This window comes from Anaerorhabdus sp. (assembly GCF_036637135.1).
Taxonomy (GTDB): Bacteria; Bacillota_I; Bacilli_A; order Erysipelotrichales; family Erysipelotrichaceae; genus Anaerorhabdus.
In genome coordinates this window covers 1-15,058 of the sequence record NZ_JAVWNC010000010.1, presented here as the reverse complement: position 1 = coordinate 15,058, position 15,058 = coordinate 1, and the positions used below count along the sequence as shown (strand labels likewise).

17 protein-coding genes are annotated in these 15,058 nt (G+C 31.7%); 4 read left to right on the top strand and 13 right to left on the bottom strand.

Features of this window, described 5'->3' with window-relative positions; all coding sequences use genetic code 11:
• The first annotated feature begins 30 nt into the window (after positions 1-30).
• Positions 31-1,197, top strand: coding sequence for a TraB/GumN family protein (locus RR643_RS03055; protein ID WP_332469532.1), 1,167 nt, complete (start codon positions 31-33; stop codon positions 1,195-1,197).
• A 23-nt stretch (positions 1,198-1,220) separates the two neighbouring features.
• Here the strand turns inward: RR643_RS03055 and RR643_RS03050 are convergent, their stop codons facing one another.
• Both RR643_RS03050 and RR643_RS03045 read right to left on the bottom strand, forming a co-directional pair.
• A complete protein-coding gene (locus tag RR643_RS03050; protein WP_332482293.1) occupies positions 1,221-2,339 on the bottom strand; it encodes an aminotransferase in 1,119 nt (372 codons plus the stop codon).
• A gap of 43 nt (positions 2,340-2,382) precedes the next feature.
• Positions 2,383-3,717, bottom strand: a complete 1,335-nt coding sequence (locus tag RR643_RS03045; RefSeq protein ID WP_332469534.1) for an MATE family efflux transporter — start codon at positions 3,715-3,717, stop codon at positions 2,383-2,385.
• A 132-nt stretch (positions 3,718-3,849) separates the two neighbouring features.
• On the opposite strand from RR643_RS03045, the gene RR643_RS03040 reads away from it, so the two are divergent.
• Positions 3,850-4,641, top strand: coding sequence for a histidinol-phosphatase (locus RR643_RS03040; RefSeq protein WP_332482292.1), 792 nt, complete (start codon positions 3,850-3,852; stop codon positions 4,639-4,641).
• Positions 4,642-4,651: 10 nt separating this feature from the next.
• On the opposite strand, the gene RR643_RS03035 is transcribed toward RR643_RS03040, so the two are convergent.
• The 11 genes from RR643_RS03035 to RR643_RS02985 form a co-directional block, all read right to left on the bottom strand.
• Positions 4,652-5,422 carry an HAD-IIB family hydrolase gene (locus RR643_RS03035; protein WP_332482291.1) on the bottom strand — a complete coding sequence of 257 codons (771 nt, stop codon included), beginning with the start codon at positions 5,420-5,422 and terminating at the stop codon, positions 4,652-4,654.
• Positions 5,419-6,603, bottom strand: a complete 1,185-nt coding sequence (locus RR643_RS03030; RefSeq protein ID WP_332482290.1) for an N-acetylglucosamine-6-phosphate deacetylase — start codon at positions 6,601-6,603, stop codon at positions 5,419-5,421. The genes RR643_RS03035 and RR643_RS03030 overlap by 4 nt, the downstream gene beginning before the upstream one ends.
• Complete coding sequence (locus tag RR643_RS03025) at positions 6,600-7,415, bottom strand: ChbG/HpnK family deacetylase (RefSeq protein ID WP_332482289.1); 816 nt, start codon at positions 7,413-7,415, stop codon at positions 6,600-6,602. The genes RR643_RS03030 and RR643_RS03025 overlap by 4 nt, the downstream gene beginning before the upstream one ends.
• On the bottom strand, positions 7,393-8,316 hold the full coding sequence (locus tag RR643_RS03020) for a hypothetical protein (protein ID WP_332482288.1): 924 nt from the start codon (positions 8,314-8,316) through the stop codon (positions 7,393-7,395). The genes RR643_RS03025 and RR643_RS03020 overlap by 23 nt, the downstream gene beginning before the upstream one ends.
• Before the next feature lie 42 nt (positions 8,317-8,358).
• Complete coding sequence (locus RR643_RS03015) at positions 8,359-9,177, bottom strand: PTS system mannose/fructose/sorbose family transporter subunit IID (protein WP_332469541.1); 819 nt, start codon at positions 9,175-9,177, stop codon at positions 8,359-8,361.
• Positions 9,177-9,977: a PTS mannose/fructose/sorbose/N-acetylgalactosamine transporter subunit IIC gene (locus tag RR643_RS03010; protein WP_332469542.1), complete on the bottom strand. Its 801-nt coding sequence runs from the start codon at positions 9,975-9,977 to the stop codon at positions 9,177-9,179. Before RR643_RS03010 ends, RR643_RS03015 begins: the two co-directional genes overlap by 1 nt.
• A 32-nt stretch (positions 9,978-10,009) precedes the next feature.
• Positions 10,010-10,504 (bottom strand): PTS system mannose/fructose/N-acetylgalactosamine-transporter subunit IIB, encoded by a 495-nt coding sequence (locus tag RR643_RS03005; protein ID WP_332469543.1) that lies wholly within the window; start codon positions 10,502-10,504, stop codon positions 10,010-10,012.
• 17 nt (positions 10,505-10,521) lie between these two features.
• On the bottom strand, positions 10,522-10,926 hold the full coding sequence (locus RR643_RS03000; protein ID WP_332469544.1) for a PTS sugar transporter subunit IIA: 405 nt from the start codon (positions 10,924-10,926) through the stop codon (positions 10,522-10,524).
• A 118-nt stretch (positions 10,927-11,044) separates the two neighbouring features.
• Positions 11,045-13,039 (bottom strand): BglG family transcription antiterminator, encoded by a 1,995-nt coding sequence (locus RR643_RS02995; RefSeq protein ID WP_332482287.1) that lies wholly within the window; start codon positions 13,037-13,039, stop codon positions 11,045-11,047.
• 59 nt (positions 13,040-13,098) lie between these two features.
• On the bottom strand, positions 13,099-13,950 hold the full coding sequence (locus RR643_RS02990) for a patatin-like phospholipase family protein (RefSeq protein ID WP_332482286.1): 852 nt from the start codon (positions 13,948-13,950) through the stop codon (positions 13,099-13,101).
• A 24-nt stretch (positions 13,951-13,974) separates the two neighbouring features.
• On the bottom strand, positions 13,975-14,520 hold the full coding sequence (locus tag RR643_RS02985; RefSeq protein WP_332482285.1) for a thermonuclease family protein: 546 nt from the start codon (positions 14,518-14,520) through the stop codon (positions 13,975-13,977).
• A gap of 154 nt (positions 14,521-14,674) precedes the next feature.
• On the opposite strand from RR643_RS02985, the gene RR643_RS02980 reads away from it, so the two are divergent.
• Together RR643_RS02980 and RR643_RS02975 are read left to right on the top strand one after the other, a co-directional pair.
• Positions 14,675-14,842: a hypothetical protein gene (locus tag RR643_RS02980; RefSeq protein ID WP_332469548.1), complete on the top strand. Its 168-nt coding sequence runs from the start codon at positions 14,675-14,677 to the stop codon at positions 14,840-14,842.
• 4 nt (positions 14,843-14,846) lie between these two features.
• The coding region (locus tag RR643_RS02975; RefSeq protein WP_332472416.1) for a DUF4177 domain-containing protein at positions 14,847-15,058 on the top strand (212 nt) is incomplete at its 3' end.

The following is a 15,058-nucleotide window of genomic DNA, read 5'->3' as shown; positions in this document are numbered from 1 at the left end:
TAATATGTTGGTTAGAAATAGAGGAATATTATGAATCAAAACATCACAAAATTAGAAGTTAATGATAAAGAAATATACTTAATAGGTACTGCTCACGTTTCTCATACTAGTCGTCAAGAAGTTAAAGAATGCATTGATGAGATACATCCTGACAGTATTTGCATTGAATTAGATGATGAAAGATATGCTGCTTTTAATAACCCAAAACGATGGGAAGATACTGATATTATCAATGTAATTAAGGAAAAAAAGACTGGTTATATGCTTGCAAACCTAATTTTATCTTCCTATCAAAGAAGAATAGCTAAAAAGATGGATGTCCAAGCAGGACAAGAAATGATCCAAGGCATAGAAAGTGCTAAAGAAATTGGTGCTGAACTTGTTTTAGTTGACCGCAATATTCAAACTACGTTTAAACGTATCTACAGAAAACATAGTTTCATTCAAAAATTTAAACTCATATCTTCATTAATTATGTCTATTTTTGACGATGAAGATATTAGTAGTGAAGATATCGAAAGTTTAAAACAATCGGAAGTACTGGATGTTGCATTGAAAGAAGTTTCAAAAGAATTCCCTGTTGTTGCCGATGTACTCATCCATGAACGCGATCAAGTACTGGCATATAAAATAAAAAATGCTCCTGGTAAAAAAATTGTTGCCGTTTTAGGAGCCGCACATATCCCGGGTATAAAAGAAGAAATCTATAAAGATTATGATATCAAGGAGTTGGAAAGTATCCCCGAAAAAAAGTCTTCTTCTAAAATTATCGGATGGATTGTCCCTATCCTTATTATTGTAATGATTATTTCAATGTTCAGTGTAAATACCGAGCTTGGACTAGATCAAATAAAAAACTGGATTTTGTGGAATGGTAGTTTATCAGCAATTGGCGTATTGCTAGCATGGGGTCATCCACTCGCAATAGTTACTGCGTTTATTGCAGCCCCTATTACATCGCTTAATCCTTTACTTGCAGCCGGTTGGTTTGCAGGTTTAGTAGAAGCCTTCGTCAAAAAACCAAAAGTAAAAGACTTCGAAAATATTCTTGATGATGTAAATTCCGTTAAAGGATTTTATAAGAACCGTGTCACTCATATCTTATTAGTTGTTGTATTCGCAAATTTATTTAGTACATTCGGTACATTAATTGGCGGATTTGACGTCGTTAAGAATTTCATTCAATCATTTATGTAAAAAAACATCTATTAGATGTTTTTTTAGTCAAATTTTCTTAGAAAGGCAGATAATTCTTCAAGTCCTTTTATGAGTATTTCTTTCCGTGCACAATAACCCAATCGTGCATACCCTGGCATATCAAATCGATTTCCCGGGACTAAGAGTACTCCTTTTTCTTTTAATAAGGCAATGCAAAATTCCTCAGTATCCATTTCAACTTCTATTTTGATAAATGAAGTAGATACATTTTTCGGTAAATTAAGTGTAACTCTCGGTTCAGTCTTTAGCCATTCTTTAACTATCTCCAAATTCTCCTCCACAATCTTGCGATTACGTTCAAGAATCAAATTTTTATTTTTTAGCACCAATGTCGCAATCACATCATCCAATACTCCTGCACAAATCATTGTGTAGTCACGGATTTTGCGATAAATATTTGCTACTTCAAGATTTGATACTACCCATCCAACTCGAACTCCTGGAACAGAATATGTCTTTGATAAACTATTGGTCGCAATACCTTTATCATATAAATCCACGATTGATGGTACTTTTATATCATCACATAACGGTTTATAAACCTCATCGCATAAAATGTATGCATCAATTGATTTCGCAATTTCTACCACTTGAGTTAAGTAATTCTCATCCATAATACTACCTGTAGGATTGTTCGCATTATTGATGCAAATCATTTTTGTATTAGAGCGTACCAAACTTTTTAACTCATCAATACTTGGTAACCAATTATCCTCTTCATGAATTTGCCATAAGTCGACATCCGCGCCAAAAGACTTAGGAATATCAATTAATTGTTGATAAGTAGGATACATAGAAACAACATGATCTCCACGATTAATTAGACCATACAACGCAATAAAATTAGCACCTGTTGCACCATTTGTTTGTAAAACTTGTTCAGGTTTTACATCATCATACAACTTACATACTTCTTCCTTGAATTCTGGTGAACCTTCAATCCAACCATAATTCATTTTTTTATCGAAACACATTTTCATGAACCCGTCTTTATCCATATGAATAAATTCAAGAATTTCTTCTAATGTCATTGATGCAATTGAACTACCGGCAATATCATAAATTGCATCATTCTCCCATACATTTAACCAGTCTTCAACTCCAAACTTTGCGATTTCCATAGTTGTACCTCACTCTATTTATTATACAAAATAAAAAGTGGCTTTAATACCACTTCAGTTGTTTTCTTCGATAATATATCGCAAATGCAATTGTGCAAATGACCCACGTCACTGGATAACATCCAATCAAGACAATGATATCATGGTAGTTTGGTACTACAAAGAATACCCACAATACCCTAACTAAACAAATTCCAATTGCACTAATAATTAATGGTCCAAGTGAATCTCCAGAAGCACGAATAACACTTGATAATATTTCGATACCTACCCATGTAATATACATAGGCGTTAAAAATCTCAACATTCTTAATCCAATAACGATAACTTCATCGCTTTGTGTAAATAATCTATAGAATGATTCTGCAGAGAAATACAATAATCCACTCATAATGATGGTCGCTACTGATGCCATAATTAAACATGTTTTAACACACTTCTTAACTCGATCAATTTTATGAGCTCCAAAGTTTTGTGCCGCAAAAGTCATCGCTGATATACCAAATGCATTCATCATCATCCAGAATAACCCATCAATTTTTCCATACGCAGTATATGCCGCGATGGTTGTCGTTCCAAAGGAATTAATACTCGTTTGAATAAAGATATTAGAAATTGAATACATCATGGATTGAACTCCTGCTGGAAAACCAATATACACAATTTTTCTTAATATATCCATATCAAATCTAAGTTTTCTAAAATCAAAATGATGCATATCTTTTGTTCTTGATAATGAGAATAACACCAAACATGCACTGCATAGTTGAGAAGTTATTGTCGCTATCGCAACACCTTGAACCCCCATATTAAATCCTCTAACAAACAGAATATCGAGAACAACATTCACAAATGTTGAACAAATCAAGAAATACAAAGGTTTCTTAGAATCGCCAATTGCATTTAAAATGCTAGCACCAATATTATAAGTTAATGAAAAAACTGATCCAAAGAAATAAATACGAATGTAATCCAAGGATAACGTAAATATTTCTATAGGCTCTCCCATCATCTTAAGGGCAGTTGGTGCAAAGAAATAACCAAGGAACATGAGAAGTATACCAAATGCAATGGCAAGCGCTATTGCAGTGTGTACTGCTTTAGAAGTCATCTCTCTATTTTTTGCACCATAATATCTTGAAATAATAATACTTGCACCTGAAGACATCCCCAAGAAAAAACCAACTAAGCAGTTGATTATTTGTGCACTAGACCCACCAACAGCAGCTAATGCATTGGCTCCTACATATTGTCCTACGATAATTGCATCCACCGTATTATATAATTGTTGAAAGAATGAACCTAATAGAATTGGAAAGAAAAAAATCAAAATTTGCTTCCAAATAACGCCATCAGTAATCTTGTTAATTTTCTCCATTTTGATCCCCCTTTCAAAAAAAAATTATTAGATATAGTTTATCACTAGATGAATAGTTTATTCAATCATTATTTATTTTTTTATTGAATTATTCATGTTAATATTATGCTAGATATAATGGAGGAAGAAGATATGCAAAACTTTAATATCCACAGTCACACCATAAGATGCCATCATGCAGTTGGAACCGATGAAGAATATGTGCAAGCCGCTATTAAATGTGGTCTTCACTTTTTAGGTTTCAGTGACCATGTTCCTTTTAGAAATCGTATTCCTGATCACGATCGAATGACTTACGATGAGATGAACGAATATTTAGATTCAATTGCTTCATTAAAAGAGAAATACAAGAATCAAATCACAATACTATCTGGATTTGAATGTGAGTACTTCCCTGAATTTGATGATTATTATAAAGAACTTTTAGCAAAAGTGGATTATTTGATTCTTGGACAACACTACCCTAGTCAATGTGGAACTGATTTTTGTGAAAGTGCTACTGATGATGAGTTAGTTACTTATTCTGATTTAGTTTGCCAAGGAATTAAAAGTGGTTATTTTAGTTATGTTGCTCACCCATCTTATTTTATGTTAGCAAGAGACTCATGGAGTCCAGCATGTACAATGGCTATCGAGCGTATATGCAAAACGGCAAAAGAACATAATATGCCTATTGAAATCAATTTAAAAGGAATCTCTTATGGTAAACACAATTTCATTGATGGTACTTCCTTCTTTTACCCAAATAAGAATAGCCTTGCAATTGTAGAAAAATATAACAACACTTGTGTCTATGGACTTGATTGCCACGATCCTAAATATTATGCAGAAATGAATAATTACATTAACGAATTTAAGACTGAGTATCCTCAATTCAATCAAAATATGGTTGAAGATATTCATTTACTTCTACGAAAAAAATAGAGACATATCTCTATTTTTTATTTATTTGTATTGTCTGAATACACTGTGCAATATTATCAAATACTTGCGATGCTTTTTCTTTAATCACCTCATCAGCGTGTGTTAGTGTATAGCCACCAAAGTATTCAATCATTGGCAAATCATTATACCCATCTCCAATAACATGGATGTCTCCATCAAATAATTCTTTTAATTTTAAGACTCCTGTTTTCTTGTCAATATCATATGCAGTAGCATCAATTATTCCATTGTTAAAATGAAAATTTACTCTTCCTTTTAACATTTCTTTGCATACTTCATACATCTGTTTTGTTTTATATAATGTCTCCGCTTTAAAATAAAATGAATTAATCTTGTTTGAGCAAATTATGTCATATCCATTAACCATCTCAGTTTCAATCAAGTCATTCGTATTATGTTCTTCGTTAATACATCCATCTTGAATATTACCGAACTCAACACCATTACTAACTCCAATCATATTGTTTTTATCATGACAAACATAGTTAATTAATTGCATAGCATCTTCTAATTCAATATTGTTTTGGCGAATAACCTGTCCATTTTCATCCGCGATAACTGCACCATTACCGCCAATAATAAAATCATAATTAAGCTGCATCAACTTTAATTCATTTCGTATCATCCCAATAGATCTACCCGTTACAATACCAAATTTATTACCCTGACTTCTAAATTGCTCAATAGCTTGTCGATCACTATCACTTATAACATTGTTGATTTTTAGTGTCCCATCATAATCCGAGGCTAAAATCATCATACTAGGAAGCATTTCTCCATGAAATCATCATAAAATAAGTTTTTATCTTGAACATAATCATAGACACATACTCCTTCACTATAAGTGTATTTAACATTGAAATCATTATCAATTACAACGAAGTCTGCATCTTTTCCAATCGAGAGTTCTCCTTTGTTCACTGCACCATATACCATTGCAGGATTCTTTGAAGACATTTTAATTGCATCTTCTAACGGAATATTCATATTGGTTACCAAATTCTCAATACCACGAATTACTGGAAGTGTTGAACCACATAATCTACCTGTATCAGTTAAGCAATATCCATCATCATCAATATTTACTTCAAACATACCTTCCAAAATATAACGTCCGATTGGTGCTCCTGACATCGGCACATTATCAGATACCAGCAACACTTTGTCATACGCATTTTTCTTTACTCTTAACATGATTTCCATCATTTCGTTTGATACATGGAGGCCATCCGCAATTAATTCATTATATACATCATCATTTAATAAACATGCACCTAAACCACCCATATTACGATGGTGAATTCCAGCCATTACATTTGCAGTATGAGTCGTAACCGTAATTCCCCATTTGAATGATTCCATAGTTTCATCAAACATTGCATTACTATGTGCAAAAGCACAACGTACGCCATTCTTATTAAATAATTCTATAGCTTCTTTAGCGTTTGGTAATTCTGGTGCAATTGCTACAAGTTTAAGCATACCTTGTGCTTTATCCACCATATCTTGACAATGTTTTAAATCAATATTGGGGTGCCCTGTATCAATTCCTTTTTCACCTACTCGATTAAGGTAAGGTCCTTCAGAATGAATACCTATTGGTTTAGCTCCATCTATTTTAGTTTTTGCTACATCCGCAATTGTTTCAAACAATGCAAATGTTGAAGTCGGCAAGCATGCAGTAACACCTTGTGATGCAACTCCCTTCAAATAGCCTCTTACAATTTTTTCTCTATTTTCATTATCAGCCATTAACCCATAACCCATAGTTCCGTGGTTATGCGTATCAATAATGCCTGGAATTATACGAAAACTTCCATAATCTTTATCTACAACTCCATTACATACATCTGAAATGTTGGATATCTTACCATTCTCAATATAAATATATCCGTCCACAATACCATTACTTGAATAAATACGACTCGATTTAATAATCATCCTAAAATCTCCTTTATTTTATTATAGTTGATTAATTCAATTTCATTATCTCTAATGAAATTTTTTATTTTATCAGATGTTGCCGCTGCTAAATCTTTACATCTGATGATTGTATAAGTTGATTCTGACAACAAATCACTATCCACATAACCACAATGGCATATGAAATAAGCATATTCATGATTCAAACAATTGGTTAATGCGTTATATAAATTATCTTCAACATTGGTTTCAAATTGTTTTTCAATTGAAAATGGCTTTGGCGTCCAATCACAAGGAACCATGTGTATTTTATCATTGCGCATCGCTTTTCCTGAAAAAACTATATCATACTTCTCCGCAATTTTCATCAATGCATTCGCAGTATTTTTAGTAACTAATGAATGAGGATGAATATAAGCTGGTTTCCTTCCCATTAATTCAATGAATTTTAAAACTTGTGCTTCTGTTTCATTTAACACTTCTTCATAATCATATGGATCTTCATCAAACATTTGAAGAATATTTTTTTGATCAATTGGTTTCGATAATTTTTTCATTTGTTCAACCGAAGAAATAAAATGACCATCTTCTCTAATTAATGTTGTTAACATGTTTGGATCTTTTGTAACAGGATATCCCGCTACAAAGTTGATATCAATACCTACACTAATTCCTTCGATATTTTTTATTAATTCAGCTGCCCTTTTACTACTAGGCATATTAACAAATAATCCCGTGTTCCTTATAATTCCTTCTTTAATACCTTTTAAGATGCCGTCTGTAATCGCATCTGTAAATCCATAATCATCACTTTGAAATAATAGTTTCATTTTTACCTCCTACAAACTTTATTAACTCTGTTCTAATTCTACTTAATCTTTCCATATCAACATTTATATCTTTTTTCGATTTAGTATTCATCGAAATGAATTGTTTATCTACGATTTCACCCGAACAAAGAAGAATACTATTTTTGAATAACCCTAAGCGGTTATTTGTATCATCCGAATATACTTTATCAATGAAATCTAAATCACCATTCAACAAAGTCGAACAATCCACACCTTTTCTATGTGCACAAACCAATTGTTCACCACTTGCCAAGCAATCTAAAATAATTATTTTCTTTGCCTCATTTATTGTCTCTTTTAAAAATTTGAAGCCATCGATTGATTCAGTACCCTCATCAACAAACGCTATCGCAATATTATAGTGTTTTATATACTCAATCATTGACATAATTAACGCAAGCGATGCGCTATTTAAATTAAAGTTTACTTTGTTAGCCTTATCTTTAACAAGAACGAAAGACATAATTACACAAGATAATAGTATTACAATTGAAATAGACGAACTGAAATACTCCACCAAAACAAATAAATAAAGTAAATAAGATAAGAGTAAAAGTAGTACCACTAAACAAGTTTTAAGAATTAAATCAATCGTGATTTGCTTTGTGTTTTTCTTTTCGTTAAAAGGATAATATTTTGTTTTTGGATTCCAAGAATGACGGGGTGTATCATAAGCACACACGAGTACTGTTTCAGCATCACGCATATTTCCTATTAAAATATTATTTATACTTTTACCTAATACTTTTTTTGTTTTAATTTGATATTCAATTCTATTCTTGTTTAATTCTTCTTTAAGTTGGTTTACAAAAAAATCCTTTTGTTTCTTTGTATACCTAATTCCAAGTGTTACACCATAATGCATCATTAAATCTTTCATATTACCTCCAAGTACAAAAAGCTACGCAACCGTAGCTTTAAGTTAAAATATTCCGATCAAAGCACCCAATAGTGCAAGTACGAATATTCCAATAATAAGTTGAGTTGGTCGAGCACCTTTCTTAATTAAACTAACTAATAAGAATAACAACAAGACACCAAGTAATCCTGGGAAAATAGAGTTAATTACATCCGCAACAACCACTGATGTTTGTCCCACATTTAATGTCCAGTTTAAAGGAACATTCACCATTTGAGCTGTCATCGCACCCACCATCATTAATCCAAGAACTGATGCTGATTTCGTAAGTGCACCCATTAATCCTGAAGAGAATACAGAATCGATGAATGTCGTTCCATATGTATATCCCCAATTAACAAAGAAATATTTGAAAACGGATTGTGATACTCCATAAAGTAAGATAAAGATTAATGTTCCTAAAATATTACCTTGTGCACATAACCCAATACCAATACCTGCTGCAATGATTCGCAAACAATTGAAGAATAAACTATCAAACATACCTGCTGTTGGACCCATCAATGCTGCTTTAATACTGTCGATTGTTTGTCCATCAATAGAATTCTTTTCTTTATGTTCTTTTTCCATTGCATAAGCTAGACCTGCAATAAATGAGAATGGTACTGCATGTGTATTAAAGAAGTTTTGATGACGTAGATAAGCTTCTTTCTTACCTTCCATATCATCTTTATAAATTGATTCAATAGCTGGTGACATTGTTGCAGTAAATCCATTTGCTTCCATTTTAACCATATTGAATGATAAGAATACAAGATGCGAACGGAAGAACATTGATCGAAGTACTTTCTTTTCCTCTGCGCTTAATATTTTCTTTTCCATTAGAAGAAGTCCTCCTCATTATTTGCTTGATTCGTTGTGTTATTTGTTAATGAATTTTTTAAATCAATTGTACGTTTTTCACCAAAGAACATCGTAATTGCGATAACTATACCAATAATTGCGATTGCTAATGTGTCTAGTGCTAAATATTTTACAAATACATATCCAAGGAAGAAGAAACAACCAACTTCTTTGTTCCAAATCATTGATGTTAAGATTGCAAATCCTACTGCCAACATCATTCCACTTGCTGCTCCCAATCCAGTCATTACCCATGCTGGTAGAGATAATAAGAACCCACTTAATCCTTCCACACCATATGCAACTGCTACAAATAGAATCACTGCATTAATTAATGGTGAAGTTAAACATGAGAACAATAAATTTTGAATTAAGAATTTCTTTGGTTTGCATTCAAGAGCTAATTTTTCCCAATATGCTGCTACTGATGCAAATAATGGTGTTAATAAGTTGACAAGTGATGCCATTACTGTACCAATCGGTAATGCTAATGCTAATCCAGCTTCTACATTTGCACCTGTTAAAATTGTGAATGCAACCGCAATAATACTTGATGTTGTCGCATCCGCTGGAATCGATCCACCAATTGCTGAAATACCCATAAATACTGATTCTAATGCAGCTCCCATAATAATACCTGTATTAAAATCACCTAAAATTAAACCTGCTAATGGTGCAACTACGATTGGTCTATTTAGACATTGCCAAGATACTATATACGGATCTAAAACCGCAATAATATAGTATGCTAAAGAAATTTGAAATGCTGCTGATACCATAATTCATTCCTCCTCTTTTTTATGAATTAACGCTATAGTGCTAACACTTTTTCTAACTTTTCTGGTGAATCTTCTGGTGTTGTTTGATAAACTGTATCAATTTTATAACTTAATATTTTCTTGAACACTTCTACTTCAAAATCATAAGCATATAAATTTGAGCCGTATGTTTTTCTTAATGCTTCACCTTGTTTTTTAGCAATTCTTCCATAATTACCAATATTGATTAAAGGTACATTATTAACTTCTTCTAATACCTTCAACAAATCTTCTGGATTACTTACAATCACTAAAATCTTTAAATCATTTGCGCGTGGATCCTTTAATAAAGTAATCGAATCCACAACACTTTTAATTGCGACTTTTGCAGTTGTTGGCGCTGCCATCATCAAAGATTTTTGGATAATTGGATTTGCTGCTGCATCATCATTTGCTACAATAATTCGATCAACCCCTATGTGTCTTGACCATTTAATCGCAACTTGTCCATGAATCATTCTTTCATCTAATCTAATCATTTTAATCATAATTTAAATCCTCTTTCCTAGAAGAAATCACCTTGTTCTTCAATTTCATCTTGTTTTACAACCACCAACACTTGACGACTCATTTCAACAATCTCATCCAACTCTTCATTGCTTAGTGTTTCTTTGTTCACAACTTCCAGTACCAATGCCAAGTTAATTCCTGCAACTAATCGTGTGTTTGGCTTTTCCAGATACATAAACATGACTTGATTAACACTTCCTCCATATAAATCAGACAACAGTAGAACTTCGTCATCATCTTGAATTCCTTCATAGAAAGTATCAAGGTGTTCTTGTACTGTGTCTTGATTTACATAAGCATCAAAAACCGTAACATTTTTAGATGCACCCAGTAGAACATCCAGTGAACTCTTTACTCCACTCGCCATACAACCATGTGATGCTAAGAAAATCTTCAACATTAGTTTCACCCCCCTTTTCTTGTTAGCGTTTTCATTTATACACATACTATAGCTTCACCTATTCTCATTAACTATATGGATTTTTTCATAAAAAAAGGGAAATCATCATAATTTTCCCTTAGTCAAGTGAAATTGGTAGCGCTTTTAGACTCTCTCTCACGATTTCAATTAATGTTTCTTTACTGCTCTTATCAATGATCAATCCAGCTAACTCCGTGTTATTAAATATTTCATACAGTAAGTCATTAACAAATCGAACAATTTCTAAATTAAATTTAAAGTCTATACTAACGACAATAATGTCTGTTATTTCTTTGCACTTCCACATTTTTGGCTGTTTCAAATGATATAAATCAAACATTTGATTACTTGTGTATTTTTCTTTAACAAATAAAATACACATTTTTCTATAACAACATATATCTTGTAATTCTCTTAATTCCTTTTCTATAAGTTCAATTGAATCTGAAGAATTAGCTATTTTAAAACTAATTAATTTAATAAAAGATTCTGCATTATCAAATTCAAAATCATGATAAATACATATCCTATTCAAATTCATTTCATCCGTTATTTTGTTTAATTGAACTCCTTTTAATACTACTTGATTGTAAATATCATTTAATTGTTGTTGTGTTGGTATATCATTGATAACTAGACATGGCCAATCATATTTATAGGTGAAATAAGGTAGACTCAGTATAACGTAATCATACTCTTCCTTGTTGATTCTGCGCATATCATAAAATTCATAGACATCTAACTTTTCAAAATAACGCTTAAAACGCCCTTTAATTATATCTCTTAAATAATACGATGCTTCAAATCCACTTTGCGTTGTTACCATTGCTCTTAGTGGTTTAAATGTAAAATTAATCTTAGAAAGAATGACTCGAATTGAGTTTGAAATATTAAACATATTGGTTAATGATAAATTCATTTTAAATCTTTTGTGAAATAGATTTGCATAATCTAATCCCAAATTAATACTAAATATACTGTTTTTAATATGTCGATCAAATGTATTAAAGTTATAAATCATATATGCAGTAGACTTGAATCTTTTTTGGATAATCAAAGGAATTGTCGCTGAGACTAGAATTCTTTGATAATCATTTATTTGTTGAATATCAATTGCATATTCATCTTTTATCAACTCTATGAAATCATTTATGTAATCTAATGCTTCATCGTAAACAATCTTATACTCTTTTTTTAGATTAACCTCTTTAGGGATATTATCGTAATATAAGAAAATCAACGCCAGTGCAGTAATTTCATTTTCATCAACATCAAAGTCTTTGAATTTTGCTTTTAAGCAATCAATTACTTTTCTCGCGACTTTATATTGTCGAAATGATTGAATCCATATTAAATCTTCCTTCTTAAACTCTATCTTACATCCATCGTTATACCGTGAACTCATAAGACACAAATATCTACTTAGTCCATTTTCATCAGTTATATAGCTTCTTTCTTCTCTTAATACTTGCAAGAATATATGTCGTATATCATATCGTTCTTGATCTTCTCTGTAGAAATTCGATGTAAAATCATTACTTTTATAAATTGGAATAGCTTCATGATAATGCACTTCAAATAAAGAAAGCATTAACATTCTTCTGTGAAATTCATTTCCCTTAATTAAATAACCTGGTTCATTCTTTCTTCGAAATGCCATATTAAATGACTTTAATATCTCATTCACTTCGTGCATTTCTTCTTTAATTGAACTTTTGGTTAAGTATAATTCATCTGCTATATCATCAATTGTTAAGTACTCTGTTTCAACCACAATTCTTCTTAAAATATCATTTGTCCTTGATTGTTGTATAAGATTGTCATTATTTTTATACATGAATTGTATTGTCATTTGTTTTTTTACTTGTTTGTATATCTCATTATCAATTACTTCTAAGTAATAACCTTTTCCTTTTTGCGCATGAAGTTCAGCACCTGACGCCCTACTAAAATCCCTTAACTCTTTTATATCATTTTTAATTGTTCTTTCAGTAACACCCGCATGTTCTGCAAGTTCAAAAGAACGAACGTATCCGTTTTGCATTGATAAAATATGAAATAAAAATAGAATTCGTTTCTTTTCGCTTGCCATAATTTATCCTCGTGATTTAAGTTTAACTCAAAAAAAAGAAATGTCTAGATTAGACATCTCTACTTATTTGCCATGAACTTCTTTAATTCTTCAATTTTGTTTTGAGCACATTGATATCCAGCATCATAAACTACCTGAAGTTTTTCTTTGTCTTTTTCTATTCTTCCAATAATTAGTTTTTCTGATGGTTGAATTACGAAAATATTGCCTTTATCTTCTTGTTGTTCAATATACTCAACAGTTTCATTATAGCGAATATGCCTATTTTTCATAACGTTACTTAACTTCGGATATTTTGCATACATTATTTTTGCTAATGGAGCCATTTTATTCTCAGTTTTTCGATATCCTCGTGGCTGAGTTAAGACAATTACATTTCTCAAATAACCATCTTCTTCAATTTTCTTAACAGGAATTGAATCTGTTAAACCCCCATCAAGATAGTCTTTACCCTCGATTTTAACAACTCTTGATACAAATGGTAATGAAGCAGAAGCTCTTAGGTTATTAATTTTATATTCCATATCATCCAAATGATGATATTCTGGTTCGCCAGTCACTAAGTTAGTTACTACTGCATAAACCTTCGTATTACTTTTATTATAAGTATCATGATCAAATGGATTCAAGATATTTGGTATTTCATCATAAACAAACTTAGTACCAAACATATCGCCTGTAGTTACTAAGCTATAAATACTACAATAACGTTTATCATCAATATAATCTATACTTATTGATTTAGCTCTTCCTCTTTGTTTTGATACAAAACTGCATGCATGACATGCACCTGCAGATACACCAATAACTTCTGGAAATTCTATTCCATGATCAAGAAAACAATCAAGAACGCCAGTCGTAAAAATACCTCGCATTCCCCCACCTTCTAAAATCAAGCCAACCTTTTCCATAATTCCCCTCCTACTTTTTGCATCTTATTTATTGATGTTCTCAATACTCCAAACACCTTTTTTCTCTTGTTGTGCTATTTTCTCTGCATCTTCAACAACTTTTGTATATTTATAATCATCATACAAATACCGAACCTTGGCAAATCCTTCTTCAACTATCTTTTCTTGTAGTAACTCATCATCGACAAATACCCATGCAAGTCGGCGATCATATTTATCGTATTTTTCTTCTTCATATTCTAATTTAATTGATGTCGCTTCTTTTAATGCTTTGCATGTATAATTGGCCGCTTCATTTGCATACGGTTCTGGGCTTTTACCCTTCACTTCAAGTTCTGGTGTATCAATAGCTAAGAAGCGAACTGTCTCATCAATACCATTAATTTCAAAGTGAGCAGTATCACCATCAACACATTTCGTAAGTACTACTTGGCTAGATTCTAATGTATTCAATTGAAGACTATCTTCATAAAGCACAAATCCTATGAATAAGACTAATAAGATATAAAAATACTTACTATTCTTCTTTTTCATCATTTCTTTTTGTATCCGTTTACTTGTTTTTAACATTTTATCACCGCGTTCTATTATATCATGTTTCACTATTTTGAACCCATTTAACCTGGAATGCAACCAAAAGTTTCTACCATGTAAAGCGCTATATGTAGTATGCAACCTACCAAACCATTAAACTTAAATCATGAAGAAGAAATGAGGTATCCCCATGTTATTTTGGTTATTTGGTTTAATTATATCTATTCTAGGTATTGCGCTATCTTTACCATTTTGGATTCTTTCAGTTGTTGTTTGGCTCCCACTTGTAATATTAATTGTTGTCGGGGTTGTTGGAATTGCAATTGTTGGATTTGCTCTAAAAATTATTTTTTGGTAAACCAATGAATTTATTTAGGAAAGGTAAGAAACCGATGGAAAAATTTGAATATAAAGTAATTACTGCACTAGTTGAAAAAGAAATGTTAAATGGTGAATTTCAAACCAAACTAAACCAATTAGGTCTAGACGGGTGGGAACTCGTTAATATTACTTCAAGCACAAATCTTGGAAGCAGCAAATATTCGCTAATTGGTATATCTATACAATGTATTGG

Coding starts and splice junctions, on each gene's coding strand:
- RR643_RS03025 (WP_332482289.1), bottom strand. CDS start 7,415: ATGAAACTATTATTTCAAAGTGATGATTATGGATTTACAGATGCGATT.
- RR643_RS03020 (WP_332482288.1), bottom strand. CDS start 8,316: ATGAAAGATTTAATGATGCATTATGGTGTAACACTTGGAATTAGGTAT.
- RR643_RS03015 (WP_332469541.1), bottom strand. CDS start 9,177: ATGGAAAAGAAAATATTAAGCGCAGAGGAAAAGAAAGTACTTCGATCA.
- RR643_RS02985 (WP_332482285.1), bottom strand. CDS start 14,520: ATGTTAAAAACAAGTAAACGGATACAAAAAGAAATGATGAAAAAGAAG.
- RR643_RS03005 (WP_332469543.1), bottom strand. CDS start 10,504: ATGATTAAAATGATTAGATTAGATGAAAGAATGATTCATGGACAAGTT.
- RR643_RS03055 (WP_332469532.1), top strand. CDS start 31: ATGAATCAAAACATCACAAAATTAGAAGTTAATGATAAAGAAATATAC.
- RR643_RS02995 (WP_332482287.1), bottom strand. CDS start 13,039: ATGGCAAGCGAAAAGAAACGAATTCTATTTTTATTTCATATTTTATCA.
- RR643_RS03000 (WP_332469544.1), bottom strand. CDS start 10,926: ATGTTGAAGATTTTCTTAGCATCACATGGTTGTATGGCGAGTGGAGTA.
- RR643_RS03010 (WP_332469542.1), bottom strand. CDS start 9,977: ATGGTATCAGCAGCATTTCAAATTTCTTTAGCATACTATATTATTGCG.
- RR643_RS02980 (WP_332469548.1), top strand. CDS start 14,675: ATGTTATTTTGGTTATTTGGTTTAATTATATCTATTCTAGGTATTGCG.
- RR643_RS03035 (WP_332482291.1), bottom strand. CDS start 5,422: ATGATGATTTTAGCCTCGGATTATGATGGGACACTAAAAATCAACAAT.
- RR643_RS03040 (WP_332482292.1), top strand. CDS start 3,850: ATGCAAAACTTTAATATCCACAGTCACACCATAAGATGCCATCATGCA.
- RR643_RS02990 (WP_332482286.1), bottom strand. CDS start 13,950: ATGGAAAAGGTTGGCTTGATTTTAGAAGGTGGGGGAATGCGAGGTATT.
- RR643_RS03045 (WP_332469534.1), bottom strand. CDS start 3,717: ATGGAGAAAATTAACAAGATTACTGATGGCGTTATTTGGAAGCAAATT.
- RR643_RS03030 (WP_332482290.1), bottom strand. CDS start 6,603: ATGATTATTAAATCGAGTCGTATTTATTCAAGTAATGGTATTGTGGAC.
- RR643_RS03050 (WP_332482293.1), bottom strand. CDS start 2,339: ATGGAAATCGCAAAGTTTGGAGTTGAAGACTGGTTAAATGTATGGGAG.